This is a genomic window from Armatimonadota bacterium, from assembly GCA_031459855.1.
GTDB lineage: Bacteria > Sysuimicrobiota > Sysuimicrobiia > Sysuimicrobiales > Humicultoraceae > Fervidifonticultor > Fervidifonticultor primus.
Genome location: JAVKHP010000001.1, coordinates 1,765,906 through 1,779,298 on the forward strand (window position 1 = coordinate 1,765,906; position 13,393 = coordinate 1,779,298).

A 13,393-nucleotide genomic window follows, 5' to 3' on the forward strand; every position below is an offset into this window, starting at 1 on the left:
TGGATCGAGCTCGACGGCAGGCGGGTCGGCGCCAGCAGCCTGACGCTCGACGGCGTGCCGCCCGGCGTCTACGCGCTCAGGATCACGAAAACGGGCTTCCGGCCCGTGATCCGGCGGATTCGCCTGGGTCCGGGAGAGCGCGTCGCCCTGCGCGTGGCCCTGGCGCCAGTGGCACCGCCACGACGCTCGCCGCCTGCGCCGCAGTGGATCGTCCGGCTGCAGGACGCACAGCGACCGCGGAGCATCCCCACGCCCGCCGCGCGACCCGGCGCGGTGTACCTGGTGACGTTGCCCGCGCTGGCAGGCGTCACGCAGTACAACCGGCTCGACCAGGTGGTGCTGGCCGGTGTCGTCTATCGGCGCGCCCTGGTCGAGTACCGCAACTGGTGGCAGGGACGCAGCCGGCGCGATCGCGAGTGGCGGGTGGTCTACCGGCTGGGAGGCCGGTACGCGCGCTTCCGCGCGCGGGCGGGCCTGGAGGACGGCGCGCCCCCGGAGGTCACCGCGTCGTTCGAGGTGCGGGGCGACGGGGTCACGCTGTTTGCGGGCGCACTCAAGCGCGCTGGCGACGCGCCCGACGTGATCGACGTCGACGTCGCTGGCGTCGTCGAGCTGGAGCTGATCGCCAGGGCGACGGATCCGTTCTACACCCGGGGCGTGGGCGTCATCTGGGCCGATCCACACCTGGTGCCGGCACCCGCTGGTGCCCCGACACCGTCCGCGCCGTCACCGGCAGCCGGCGACGGCCCCGCGCGCCAGGAGCGTCCCTGAGGTCGCAGCGGTGCGGGCGCCACCCCCCGGCGCGCGCATCCCCGGGGTCCCGCCACCGGAGCGCGCGAGGGCCGTTCCACCGCCGTTGCGCGACGCGATCGGCCCGGCAGCCGCGCGGCCAACCGCGCGGGGTTGAACCCGAGGCCGCGCCGCCTGCAGGCGGGGGAGGCAGGACGCCCGATCCCCGTCGCTACGTCGCGTACTTCTTCGCCCAGTCGCTGACCAGGGGGATCGTAAACGCTTTGCCCTGATACGCCTGCGCGGCGTAGTACACCGACAGGATCAGCCAGGCCAGCCACAGCACGGGGAACGTGAGCACGCCCATCAAGAACCCCAGGAACGGGATCCCGGAGAGGATCGTGGCGATGACCCAGAGGGCGAACCAGGCGATCCCCCAGAACAGAGCCGTCCAGCCGTGGTGGCGCATGAACGGGTCCTTCTTGAGGTCGCTGACGACGATGACGAGGGCCACCAGCCAGATGGGGTAGGCGAGCGCGGCGAGCAGGCGGTTCGACTGGTCCGATGGCGATGTGCTCATGGACGCCTCCTGCAGGCGAAGTGCGCACGTGCCACGCGTGCACGCGCGCCCGGTGTGGTTCGCACCACCTGACGATGCGGCATCTCCTCGCGCAGGAACGTACGCGCGCGAGCACATGCGCCCAGCGTCTTTCGCACCGCGGCCCTGACTTCCTGCCGCCTCACGTCGCTCCAGACCGGGCGGTAGCGGTATCCAGCTCGCCTGCACCGGCTGGTCCGACGTGCGCTCGTAGGGCGTGTTGAGCGGTACCTGTGGCGACGCCTGCAGAGACGTCCATATGACACGCCCCTGGACACGCTCGTGGAGACGCCGCTTGAGACGTCCACGCGCCTGCAATTCGAAAGACACGTCTGCCGTCGTGTGCCCGTCCGCTTGAGACGTCGACCGCCTACCGATGCGCCTGTATGCGCCTATAATGAAAGCGCGATGGCCACCGCCTCGACCGTGCGCTCACCGCTCGCCGCCGGGCTGATCGACGAGATCCGCGCGGTGACCGGCGGCCGCCCCGTGGTCGTCGCGTTCAGCGGCGGGCTCGACTCGTCGACCGTGGCAGCGCTGGCGAAGGAGGCGCTGGGGGCGCCGTCGGTGCTGCTGGTCACGGTCAACATGGGCGCCTACAACTACCGCCGCGGCAACGAGATCGTCCTGGAGATGGCCGAGCAGCTGGGGCTGGCACAGCGCTGCCTGCTGGGCCAGCGGCTCCAGCACGTGGTGCAGCGCGCCGGCCCGGCGTGCAACCGCTGCACCCGGGAGATCAAGTTGGGGCTGGTGCGGGCTGCCGCCCGGGGGCGGCTGGTGCTGACGGGCTCCAACCGCAGCGACACCTGGGGGCAGCGCGGCCTGAAGGTGCACGACGGCTTCTACGCGCCCCTGCTGGACCTCGACAAGCCGCAGATCCGCGCGCTGGCCGCCGAGCTCGGCCTGCGGATCCCACGCATCGGTGAGGCGCCCGGCCGCGAGGGGTGCAAGCTGAAGCACCTGCTGAAGCCGCTGGTGAACCCCGACTACCACGGCCGCGCGGTGGCCGAGGCCAACGAGGTGTTGCTGCAGACCCTGGCGGCGGTCGGCTGGCCTGCCGAGCTGGCCAACGTGAAGATCATTGGGCCGCTGCGCCGGAACGTGGCCCTGGTGAACGTCCGGCCGACGCCGCCCGGCCCGGTGCGGGCGGCGGTGGAGGCCGCCCTGCGGGCGCTCCCGGTGCTGGACGAGGTGCGCGTCGTCGACGGGCCCCTGCGCCTGGTCGTGCGCGCCGGCCCCGCGCTCGCCGGTGACGCCCGGGGCCGCTACTGGGTCGAGCACGGCCGCCTGGCCCCGGAGTTCGCGCATCCCATCACGGTCGAGTGGCAGCCCGCAGCCGACGGGCGCCTGGCGACCTTCCACGTGCTGGACGCCACGCCCGCCTGACGGTCTGCCGCGCTGCGCGGGGCGGCCTGCAGGACTGGCCGCGCGCGCGCCCGAACCAGCGTGACGATGAGCCGGGGCCCGAGCATGCCGTGGCCAGACGCGGTGCGGACCACCGCTCGAGGGGGCCACATCCGTATGCTGACGGGCAGCGTGCTGCTGCTCGCGCTGGCCCTCGCCGTGGCCGGACCGGCGGCCGCGACATCCGAGGCCACGCTGGAGTTCTGGACGATCGCGCTCCAGCCGTTCTTCACCGACTACGTCCGCGCGATGATCGCAGCCTACGAACGGGCCACCCCGGGCGTCCGCGTGCGCTGGGTCGACGTGCAGTTCCAGGCCATCGAGCAGAAGCTGCTCGCCGCCCTCGCCGGTGGCGTGCCCCCGGACGTGGTGAACCTCAACACCGAGATGACGGTCCGCCTGGCGCAGCGGGGCGCCCTGGTCGACATGGACGCGGCCACCCCACCCGAAGTCCGCGCGCGGTACTTCGAGGGGCTGTGGCGCTCGGCACGGCTGGATGGGCGCACCTACGGTGTGCCGTGGTACGTGGTGCCCAACGTCGTCGCCTACAACGCCGCCCTCTACCGCAGGGCGGGCCTGGACCCCCAGCGCCCGCCCGCGACCGAAGACGCCATGATCGCGCACGCCCGCCAGATCAAGGACCGCACCGGCATCTACGGGTTCATGCCCAACGTCGAGGGCGTGCGAATGCTGCACCGCTTCCAGGAAGCGGGGCTGCCGATCCTCAGCGCCGACGGGCGGCGCGCCGTGTTCAACTCCGCGGCCCACGTGGCCTACCTGGCGCGCTACGTGGCGTTGTTCCGGCAGGACTACTTCCCCGAAGACACGCTGCGCCGCGGGTACCTGGGCGCCACCGAACGCTACAGCGCCGGGCGGCTCGGGATGCTCATGACCGGCCCGCAGTTCCTGCTGCGGGTCAAGACCGACAACCCCGAGGTCTACGTCCAGACGCGCGTGGCGCCCTACCCGAAGGGCAAGGGGCAGACGCTGCACCTGGCGACGATGACGCTGGCGGTCCCCCGCGCCAGCCGGCACGTGCGCGCGGCGGTGGCGTTCGCGCTGTACGTGACCAACGACGAGAACCAGCTGGCGTTCAGCCGACGGGTGGTGGTCTTCCCCTCGACGCGGCGCGCGGCGGCCGACCCCTTCTTCCGGCAGGGCGGCGCGGACCCCGAAGCCGTGGCGCGTCGGGTCGCCGCCGCCGACCTGCCCCTGGCGCGCGACCTGAGCGTGGTCGTGCCGCACCAGGGCGACCTGTTCCGCATCTTCCGCGAGGCGATCGAGAGCGCGTTCTACGGCCGGCGCACGCCCCAGGCGGCCCTCGACTGGGCGGTGGCCGAGTGGAACGCGCGGCTGTGAGGCGGCCGTGACCTCCTTCGGGCAGGTCCTGGGCATCTACCTCCTGCGGGCGCACCGCCAGCCACCCGATCCCGTGCCGCAGGCCAAGGCGCTGGTCGGGCACGGCCTCGAGGGCGACGTGCACGGCAAGGGGCGGCCCGACACGGCACGGCAGGTCCTGCTCGTCGACCGGAGCACGCTGGCCGCGCTGGACCTGCCGCCCGGGGGGCTGCGCGAGCAGCTCACCGTGGACCTGCCCGGGCTCGACCGCTTGCCGCCAGGCACACGGCTGCGGGTGGGCGAGGCCACCCTGGAGGTCACGATGCCCTGCGAGCCGTGCGAGGTGGTGGGTCGGTACCTGGGCGTCCCCGATCCGTATGCCTTGCGCGACGCCCTCCGCGGCCGGCGGGGAGTCCTGGCGCGGGTCGTGGCCACGACGGGCGAGGGGTGGATCCGCCTCGGGGATGCCATCGTCGTGGAGCCCCCGGCCGCTCCCGGCCCGGCGTTCCGGTGACCGTCGCCGCGCGCCGCTGGCGCCGCGCCGCGACGGCCTACCTGTTCCTCGCGCCCGCGCTGGCGCTGCTGGGGCTGTTCACGTTCTACCCGGTGGCCGTCGGCACCCTGCTGGCGCTGTTCGACTACGACGCGATCTCGCCGCCGCGGTTCGTGGGGCTGGCGCACTTTCGCGCGCTCGTTGCCGACCGGTTCTTCTGGATCGCGCTGGGGAACTCGCTGAAGTACCTGCTGGTGGTGCCGGTGCTCCAGGCGCTGTCCATCGGGCTCGCGGTGGCGGTGAACGTGCCGCTACGGGGGATCGCCTGGCTGCGCGCGGCGTACTACCTGCCCGTGGTGACGTCGATGGTCGTGGCCGGGCTGCTGTGGCGGTGGCTGTACGAGCAGGACGGCCTCGTGAACTTCGTCCTGCTGCGTCTGGGCGTGCTGGCGCGGCCGGTGGCGTGGCTGGGCCACCCGGACCTGGCGCTGTTTGCCGTCATGTTCGTCACGCTGTGGAAGGGCCTGGGATACTACATGGTGATCTACCTGGCGGGGCTGCAGGCGATCTCCCCGGAGTATGAGGAAGCCGCGACCGTGGACGGCGCCACGCGGTGGCAGGTCTTCCGATGGGTCACGCTGCCCCTGCTGCGGCCGTCGATCCTGCTGGCCTCGACCATCAGCGCCATTGCGGCGTTGAAGGTCTTTGAAGAGATCTACGTGATGACCGGCGGGGGGCCGATGTTCCGGACGTACACCATGTTCTACTACATGTTCGACAAGGGGTTCCAGCAGCTCGACCTGGGCTACGCCGCCGCCCTGGGCGTCGTGCTGGCGGCCGCCGTGCTCGTGTTCTCGGCGGTGACCTTCCGGCTGTTTCGGCACGGGGGGTGGACCTATTACTGACGCGCTGTCCCGCCGTGCCCGTCGCCCGCCCCCGGTGGTGCGCTACGCGGGGCTGGTGGCGCTCGCGGTCTTCACCACGTTCCCGCTGGTGTGGCTGGCGGCGGTGGCGCTGCGGGCCCGCGGCCCGGTCTTTGGGTTCCCGCCGGCGCTGTGGCCGTGGCCGCCGTCCCTGGTGCACGTCGCCACCGTCTGGCAGACGATGCCGCTGCCGCGGTTCTTCGCCAACACGCTGGTGCTGGTCGGGGCCGGGGTGGTCCTGCAGGTGACGCTGTGCGCCATGGCGGCCTACCCGCTGGCCCGCATGGAGTTCCCGGGGCGCCGCCTGATCACGGGGCTACTGCTGGCGACGCTGATGCTGCCCGGGCACATCGGCCTGATCGTCAACTTCGTGACGCTGCTGCGGCTGCGCCTGGTGGACACCTACGCGGGGGTGGTCCTGCCGGGCGCGGTGAGCGTCTTTGGCATCCTCCTGCTGCGCCAGGCGTTCCTGGCCGTGCCGGCGGACCTGGAAGACGCCGCGCGGCTGGATGGGGCCTCGGAGTGGACCATCTGGCGACGGGTCATGCTGCCCGTGGTGCGGCCGGCGCTGGCGACGCTCGCGCTGTTCGAGTTCGTCGCCCACTGGAACGCGTTCCTCTGGCCGCTGGTGGTGCTGAAGTCGCCCGAGAAGTACCCGCTGGCCGTGGGGCTGCTGTACCTGTCGGGGCTGTTCGCCCACAGCACGCGCGCGGTGGCCGCCGGCGCGGTGCTGATGACGCTGCCGGTGGTGGTGGTGTTCCTGTTCACGCAGCGGTACTTCGTGCGCGGGCTCCTGGTGGGAGCGCTGCGGTGAACGGTCCGCGCGGCACGCTGGACCGCGGCCCTCGCCCCGGACGCCTGGCCGGCGGTGGCGCCTGACGTGAACCGCCTGCTCTTCGTGCCGCTCGACGACCGGCCCGCCACGCGCGAGGGCGTGCTGGACCTGCTGCCGCTGCTGGGCGTCCCGTGGGCCACGCCGCCGCGGGAGCTGCTGGGGCATCGCCGGCAGCCCGCCGACCTGGACGCGCTGTGGCGGTGGGTGGAGCGCGAGGCGGCCTCGGCCGATGCCCTGGTGGCGTCCGCTGAAGTGCTCCTGCACGGCGGGCTGGTGGCCTCGCGCCTGTCGGTCGACCCGCTGGAGGCCCTGTGGGCGCGGCTGGACCGCCTGGTGCGGCTGGCCGGACGGGTGCCGACCTATCTGAGCGCCGTCAACCCGCGCATTCCCGCCGGCGGCGCCGACGAAGAACCCGCGTACTGGGGGCCGCACGGCGACGCGCTGCGGCTGTACTCCAGCCGGCTGGACGCCGGGGAGCAGACGGGCGACGACGCCAGGGTCCGCGAGGCGCTGCGCGCGCTGGAGACGGTGCCCGCGCCGGTGGTCGACGACCTGCTGCGCCGCCGTCGCCGCCAGCTGCTCCTCAACGTCGAGCTGATGCTGCTGGCCGCGCAGGGCACGCTGCGCGCGCTGCTCGTCGGCCAGGACGACGCGGAGCCCTACGGGCTCCCCCGCGCCGACCTGGCGGTGCTGCGGCGCCTGCGGGCGCGCCTGGGCAGCCCGCGGGTGCACATCTCCGCGGGTGCCGACGAGCTCAACGCGCGGTTGCTGGCGCGGCTGGCCAACGACACGATCGGCCGCGGACCCCGGGTGGCCGTGCGCTACACCTACCCCGAAGCCCGGCGCAGCATCCCGCGCTACGAGCCCGCACCGCTGGAGGAGACGGTGATGGCGCACCTGGAGGCCGCCGGCTGCCCGGTGGCCGAGGACGGTGCCGAAGCGCTGCTGTGGGTGCACAACTTCGCCGGGGCGCAGCAGCGCGAGGCAGTCGACCAGCGCGGCGCGCCGCCGGCGCCGGTGCGGACCGTGGCCACCGCGCTGGCCGAGGCCAGCGGGCGGGGGCTCCTGTGCGGGTGTGCCGACGTGCGGTTCGCCAACGGTGCCGACGACGCGCTGGTCAACGCGTTGCTGGTGCGCGACGACTTCGCCGGCCTCGTCGGCTACGCAGGCTGGAACACCTGCAGCAACAGCCTGGGGACGGTGGTGGCCCAGCTCGTGCTCAGCTACCATGCCCGCGCGCGCCTGAGCCCCACCCGCTACCGTGAGCTCCGCCGGCGCTACCTGCTCCGCCGCCTCCTGGACGACTGGGGCTACCAGGCCGTCGTGCGACCGTACCTGGCGCGTGAGGTGGTGCCGCACCTGGGCGCCGACGGCGGGCACCTGGGGCCCGCCGTCGGCGCCGTGCGCGAGGCGGCGCTGCGCCGGTTCCAGGAGAAGGTGCTGCCGCCGGTCGAGCGCGTCTTCGGTGGCCCTGCGCTGCGCGGGCTCAGCTTCCCCTGGGACCGGTTGTTCGAGGTCCACGTCGAGCTGCCCGAGGAGCTGGCCGCGCTGTGAGCGCTGATGCTGCCTACGACGTCGTGGTCATCGGCGGCGGTCCGGCCGGGACGGTGGCCAGCATCGCGGCCGCGCGCGCGGGCGTCCGGGTCGCCTGCGTCGAGCGGTATGGCTTCCTGGGCGGCACGCTGACCGCTGCCATGGTGGCGCCCATGATGGGGTTCCACGCCGGCGGGCAGCAGGTGGTACGCGGCATTCCCCAGGAGATCGTGGACCGCCTGCAGGCCCTGGGCGCCTCGCCGGGCCACGTGCCCGACCCTATCGACTTCTGCGCGTCGATCACGCCCTTCGACTACGAGGGGCTCAAGCGGGTGCTGCTGGAGATGGCCGTGGACGCCGGCGTCGACCTGTGGCTGCACACCGTGTTCCTCGACGCCCGGGCCCGCGACGGCGTGGTCGAGCGCGTTCGCGTCTGGCAGAAGGACGGGACCAAGGACCTGCGCGCGTCGGTGTTCGTCGATGCCTCGGGCGACGGCGACCTCTCGGCGGCGGCCGGCGCGCCCTTCGAGGTCGGGCGGCCCGGCGACGGACGCCCGCAGCCCATGACGCTGATGCTCCGCCTTGGCGGCGTGGACTGGGAGGCCGTAATGGACTACCTGACGGCGCACCCCGACGAGGTCCAGCACGGCCAGGGGATCCACGAGCGCATCGACGTCGCGTGGCTGCGGCGCCTGCCGTCGCGGGGCTTTGCGGGCTTTGGCGGCCTGGTCCGTGCGGCGCGCGACCGGGGCGAGTGGACGATCCCGCGCGACCGCCTGCTGGTGTTCGAGGGCGTGCGGGCGGGCGAGGCCGTGGTGAACACCACGCGCGTGCTCGACCGACTGGGCGTGGTCGGCGCCGACCTGGCTCGGGCCGAGGTGGAGGGTCGCCGGCAGGCCTACGCGGTGGCCGACTTCCTCCGCCGGCATGTGCCCGGATTCGGCGACGCCTACGTGCTCGAGACCCCCGCCCAGATCGGCGTGCGCGAGACGCGGCGGGTGCTGGGGGAGTACGTGCTGACTGCCGACGACGTCCTGGGAGCCCGCAAGTTCGACGATGCCATCGCGTGCGGCGCCTACCCCATCGACATCCACGATCCGGCATCCATGCGCCTGGTGGCCCGCCGCCTGCCCGAGGGCGAGTACTACACGATCCCCTACCGGTGCCTGCTGCCGCGCGGCGGCGTGAACTGGCTCGTGGCCGGCCGGTGCATCTCGGCTACCCACGAGGCCGCGGCGGCGTTTCGGGTCTCGGCGATCGTCATGGCCATCGCGCAGGCGGCGGGCACTGCGGCGGCGCTGGCCGTCCGGCAGCGCGCCACGCCGCGGGAGGTCGACGCGCAGGCGCTGCGGGCGCAGCTGCGCGCCCAGGGCGCCGTCGTCTGAGGCGGTCGCGAGAGGCAGAGAGGGGCATGTACGAGGGCGCCGCCGCATCGATCCCTGACCGCCGCGGGCTGCTGATCGTGAGCCTGCCCCGCAACGACCTGGCCCTGGCCCGGGCCGCGGTCACCGCCGGCGCCGACCTCCTCAAGGTGCACGTCAACGTCGACCACCGCGCCGCGCGCGTGCGCTTTGGCTCGCTGGACGACGAGTGGCCGCGCCTGGAGACGATCCTGGGGCTGGGCGTGCCCACGGGCCTCGTGCCCGGTGAGGAGCAGATGGTGACGCGCGAGGAGGTGCCGCGGTTGCGCCGGTTCGCGTTCCTCGACGCCTACATCACGCGGTTGCCGCTGTTCCTCTACGAGGTGGGCGTGCCGGTGGTGCCCGCCGTGCCCCACGACTACCCCGTGGCGGCCTACGGGGCGATCGCCGCGCTGCCGGGGGAGTGGCTGGAGGCCGCGCTCGTGCCGCCGGACGGCTACGGCGCCGAGCCCGTGGCCGACGACCTGGTGGCGCTGGCGCGGCTCGGGCAGGCGACGGGCCGTCGGCTCATCGTGCCCAGCCAGCGCCGGATGCGCCCCGAGGACCTGCCGCGCTACTTCGCCGTTCCGCACGTGTGGGCGGTGATGATCGGCGCGGTGGTGACGGGACGGACGCCCCGCGCGCTGGGGCAGGCCACCGAGGCCTTCCGGCGCGGGTTGGACGCGCTGTTCCGGTGACCGCCCTGGCCTGCTGGCAGGAGGCGGACGACATGCCCGTGACGTGGTCCGACGACGACATGAGGGGCTGCGGAAGGACTGCCCGCACGGCGTGCTGGCGCGACGCGCCCGGAGGCGCGTGACGGTGCCGAAGCCACGGCCTCGTGCTGACGCCGGCCACCGTGCAGGGTGCCACGCCCCCGGAGGCGCATGACGGTGCCGGACGATCGCAACCTGCGCTGGCTGTTTGCGGCGCTCTTCCTGTGGACGTTTGGGCTGGGCCTGTACGAGCAGCTGGTGCCCATCTTCGCGCGCCAGCTCGGGGCCTCGCCGGTGCAGCTCGGCACGCTGTTCAACCTGCGCTACCTGGGGTTGGCCGCGGGCTACCTGCTCGGCATCGTCGTCGCCGACCGCTGGCGCCGCCGGACCGTCATCGTCGCCTCGTGGGTGGCGGCCACGCCGGTGCCGCTGCTGCTGGCCGCCGCGCCCACCCACCTGTGGCTGCTGCCGGGCCTGCTGCTGTACGAGGTCACCTTCTTCGGGTTGCCCGCGGTGCACGCGTTCGTCGCCGAGCGCGTCGCGCCCGACCGCCTGGCGTCCACCTTCGCTGCCATGGGCGTGGTGACGTCGACCGCCTTCCTGGTGGCGCCGACCCTGGGCGGCGTCGTCGCCGACCGCTGGGGGATTCGCGCGACCCTGCTGCTGGCCGCGGCCTGCTACCTGCTCTCGACCGCGATGGTGCTGCAGGTGCGCGGGGCGCCGCCGGCTCCGCGTGCGGCGCACGCCGCGGTGCTGCTGACGTGGACGGCGCTGCGCCCGCTGCTGCCCGTGCTCCTGCTGGTCGCGGGACCCGCGGTCGCGGTGCTGGCAGCAGCGCCGTTCCTCACGCCGTTCCTGCGCGAGGTCCGGGGGCTCTCGCTGTCGGAGATCGGGTTCCTGGGCTCGATGACCGCGGTCGGCGGGGTGGGGCTCACCGCGATCGGTGGCCGGTTGGGCGACCGGGTGGGTATCGTCCCGGCCCTGGTCGGTGCGCTGCTGGTTTACGCGCTGGGGATGGCCCTGCACGTCTACGGCCCGGCGGCGCTGCTGCCGGTAGCGTCGATCCTGCGGGCGCGGGCGCCCGCCGCCGCGCTGGGGCAGGCCCTGGTCGGGGCGCACGCGCCCGCGGAGGTGCTCGGCCGGGCGTTCGCCGTCTCGGGGATGCTGGCGGCCGGGCTTGCGGCGCTTGGCGTGGTGGTCGGCGGCTATGCCTACCGGGCCGACCCCGTGCTGCCCGTGGTGCTGGCAGCGGGGCTCGCGGTCGCGCTGGCCGGGGCCGTGCTGTGGGTGCGCCCCGTCCCCGCCGCGGCGGCAACCGCGCGCCGACAGGTGGCAGAGGCCGCACGCGACGCGCCGGCGCCGTGACGCGCGACGCGCGCATCACGGCGCGGGCTCGCGCACCCTGAGCGTCTCCTGCGGGCGGCGCGGAGGGTGTGGGCGGCGCAGCAGGCGGGCGGCGCTGGAGGGCGCGTGGGCGCGCGAGGGCGACACTCAGGTGCGCGATGCGGTCGCAGCTGCGCCGGCTTGCTGCGGCGCCTGGCCGCGCGTGTTCACGAGCCAGACGCCCCCCAGCACCACCGCGCCCCCCAGCAGCGTGAGGCCCGAGGGGATCTCGCCGAGCCACACCCACGCCACGAGCACTGCCAGCGGTGCGATCAGGTACAGCGCGTTCCCGACGATGGCCGCCGGTGCCCGCGACAGGGCGTAGGTCCACGTGGCATAGCCGATCGCGGTGGGGAAGACGCCCAGGTAGACGGCGGCCAGGGTGGCGGTGCGCGGGGCCGTGCGTGTCGCGTCCACCAGGCCGCCGGCGGCCAGCAGCATGAGGAGCGTGCCGGCCCAGATGCAGTAGGCGTTCAGCGCGGTCGCCGCGTACCGCCGCAGCAGCGGCTTCTGGCCCACGAAGTACGCCGAGGTGGCCACGGCTGCCAGGACCACCCACAGCGCGTTGCGGTCGACCGCGAGGCTCCCGCTCTCGCTCCAGACGATCAACCCCACGCCGCCGAACGACAGCACGGTGCCCACCCATCCCCACGCGGTCAGCCGCTCGCGCAGGAACGCCACGGCGAAGAGCGCGATCCAGATCGACTCCGATGCGATGATGAGGCTGCCAGCGCCGGCCGTGACGGTGCGCAGACCAAAAGCCAGCGCCAGCGTGTAGGTCGTGATGCCCGTGGCGCCCAGGACGACGATCGCCGGGAGGTCGCGCCACGCCGGCGGGCGGAGCCCGGCGACGACCGCGTGCCCGGCCAGCAGCGTCGAGGCGATCAGGTACCGGAGGGCCGCCAGGTGCACCGGGTGGTAACCGTCCAGGCCGGCGCGGATCGCGGCGTAGGCCGATGACCAGGTGAGCAGGGTCGCTGCCACCGCCATGAGCGTGCGGCGGTCCAGGGGGAGCGTCCGCGGCATCAGGGGACGGCGACGCTCATGATCCGAGCCGGGATCAGGACAGCGCTGCAGGCCGCCTACGGCGGGGCGCCGGACGCGAGCGCGGCCACGACTGCGTCGAGGTCGGTGAGGTCCGGGAAGAGCAACGCCGCACCCGCCGCGCGCAGCGCCTCGAGCCCGTAGACGCCCGTGGCCACGCACAGGCAGGCCGCGCCGTTGGCCCGTGCGGCTGCCAGATCGTGTGGCGTGTCGCCGACCACGACGATCCGGTCGAACGGTGTGCGGTAGTGCGCCCGGGCACGGGCGATGCCAGCGGCGATGATGGCGGCGCGCTCGGGGGCGTCGTCGCCGAACCCACCCGTGGGGAAGTAGCGGTCCAGGTCGTGGACGGCCAGCTTGAGGCGGGCCCCGCGTTCCAGGTTGCCCGTGCCCAGCGCCAGGTACATGTCGGCCCGCGCCGCCAGCGCCTCGAGCAGCGGTCGCACGCCAGGACAGACCTCGCCCGGCTGCTCGCGGACCGTCTGCGCCAGGTGGCGCAGGAAGCCTTCCCGCAGGGCGGTCAGCGCACCGTCGGCGGCGGGCAGGCCGTGGCTGCGCAGCACGTCGCGTATGATCAGGGCGTCGGTGCGGCCCGCGGTGTCCAGCGCGCGCAGGTCGGGGACGACGCCGAAGCCTTCCTGCAGGGCACGGGCGAAGGCCAGGCGCGCGGCCCCGCTGCGGCGGACGAGCGTGCCGTCGACGTCGAAGAGGAGCAGCGTCGGCATGGACTTATTCTAACACCCGGCGCGCGTGATCCTGATCCGCCACGTCCCGCCGCCGACGTCGTCGATGGTGCAGCGGTACCCCATCGTGGAGACGTACAAGGGGATGGACTCCAACGCGGGCGGATGATCGGTCAGCACCTCCAGCACCGCCGCCTCCTCCAGCGGCGTCTGGCGAAGGACCTCCACGGTCTTCATCATGGGGTAGGGGCAGATCTCGCCCCGCACATCCAGTGTACGCATGATCGTGCTACCGTCCTTTCCGTCGTGGCGTC

14 protein-coding genes are annotated in these 13,393 nt (G+C 73.8%); 10 read left to right on the top strand and 4 right to left on the bottom strand.

What is annotated here, in order from left to right:
- Window positions 1-771: NPCBM/NEW2 domain-containing protein (locus tag QN157_08025; GenBank protein MDR7555538.1), on the top strand; the 771-nt coding region annotated here is incomplete at its 5' end.
- A 190-nt stretch (window positions 772-961) separates the two neighbouring features.
- On the opposite strand, the gene QN157_08030 is transcribed toward QN157_08025, so the two are convergent.
- On the bottom strand, window positions 962-1,309 hold the full coding sequence (locus tag QN157_08030; protein ID MDR7555539.1) for a DUF4870 domain-containing protein: 348 nt from the start codon (window positions 1,307-1,309) through the stop codon (window positions 962-964).
- Window positions 1,310-1,735: 426 nt separating this feature from the next.
- Here QN157_08030 and QN157_08035 point away from each other — a divergent pair, with 426 nt between their 5' ends.
- The 9 genes from QN157_08035 to QN157_08075 all read left to right on the top strand — a co-directional run bounded on the left by QN157_08035 (window position 1,736) and on the right by QN157_08075 (window position 11,334).
- Window positions 1,736-2,713, top strand: a complete 978-nt coding sequence (locus QN157_08035) for an asparagine synthase-related protein (protein ID MDR7555540.1) — start codon at window positions 1,736-1,738, stop codon at window positions 2,711-2,713.
- Window positions 2,714-2,848: 135 nt separating this feature from the next.
- Entirely contained in the window at window positions 2,849-4,090 is a 1,242-nt protein-coding gene (locus tag QN157_08040) for a sugar ABC transporter substrate-binding protein (protein ID MDR7555541.1), read from the top strand.
- 7 nt (window positions 4,091-4,097) lie between these two features.
- Window positions 4,098-4,583 (top strand): hypothetical protein, encoded by a 486-nt coding sequence (locus QN157_08045; protein MDR7555542.1) that lies wholly within the window; start codon window positions 4,098-4,100, stop codon window positions 4,581-4,583.
- Window positions 4,580-5,467 carry a sugar ABC transporter permease gene (locus QN157_08050; GenBank protein MDR7555543.1) on the top strand — a complete coding sequence of 296 codons (888 nt, stop codon included), beginning with the start codon at window positions 4,580-4,582 and terminating at the stop codon, window positions 5,465-5,467. Before QN157_08045 ends, QN157_08050 begins: the two co-directional genes overlap by 4 nt.
- A gap of 34 nt (window positions 5,468-5,501) precedes the next feature.
- Window positions 5,502-6,299: a carbohydrate ABC transporter permease gene (locus QN157_08055; protein ID MDR7555544.1), complete on the top strand. Its 798-nt coding sequence runs from the start codon at window positions 5,502-5,504 to the stop codon at window positions 6,297-6,299.
- A 66-nt stretch (window positions 6,300-6,365) separates the two neighbouring features.
- On the top strand, window positions 6,366-7,874 hold the full coding sequence (locus QN157_08060; GenBank protein MDR7555545.1) for a DUF4127 family protein: 1,509 nt from the start codon (window positions 6,366-6,368) through the stop codon (window positions 7,872-7,874).
- Window positions 7,871-9,238, top strand: a complete 1,368-nt coding sequence (locus tag QN157_08065) for an FAD-dependent oxidoreductase (GenBank protein MDR7555546.1) — start codon at window positions 7,871-7,873, stop codon at window positions 9,236-9,238. Before QN157_08060 ends, QN157_08065 begins: the two co-directional genes overlap by 4 nt.
- A 26-nt stretch (window positions 9,239-9,264) precedes the next feature.
- Window positions 9,265-9,951 carry a hypothetical protein gene (locus QN157_08070; protein MDR7555547.1) on the top strand — a complete coding sequence of 229 codons (687 nt, stop codon included), beginning with the start codon at window positions 9,265-9,267 and terminating at the stop codon, window positions 9,949-9,951.
- 189 nt (window positions 9,952-10,140) lie between these two features.
- Window positions 10,141-11,334: an MFS transporter gene (locus tag QN157_08075; GenBank protein MDR7555548.1), complete on the top strand. Its 1,194-nt coding sequence runs from the start codon at window positions 10,141-10,143 to the stop codon at window positions 11,332-11,334.
- 126 nt (window positions 11,335-11,460) lie between these two features.
- On the opposite strand, the gene QN157_08080 is transcribed toward QN157_08075, so the two are convergent.
- The 3 genes from QN157_08080 to QN157_08090 are packed head-to-tail and all read right to left on the bottom strand — an operon-like array spanning window position 11,461 to window position 13,361.
- Window positions 11,461-12,378 carry a DMT family transporter gene (locus QN157_08080; protein ID MDR7555549.1) on the bottom strand — a complete coding sequence of 306 codons (918 nt, stop codon included), beginning with the start codon at window positions 12,376-12,378 and terminating at the stop codon, window positions 11,461-11,463.
- A 56-nt stretch (window positions 12,379-12,434) separates the two neighbouring features.
- Window positions 12,435-13,121 carry an HAD hydrolase-like protein gene (locus QN157_08085; protein ID MDR7555550.1) on the bottom strand — a complete coding sequence of 229 codons (687 nt, stop codon included), beginning with the start codon at window positions 13,119-13,121 and terminating at the stop codon, window positions 12,435-12,437.
- 9 nt (window positions 13,122-13,130) lie between these two features.
- Window positions 13,131-13,361, bottom strand: a complete 231-nt coding sequence (locus QN157_08090; GenBank protein MDR7555551.1) for a sulfurtransferase TusA family protein — start codon at window positions 13,359-13,361, stop codon at window positions 13,131-13,133.
- Window positions 13,362-13,393: the final 32 nt, after the last annotated feature.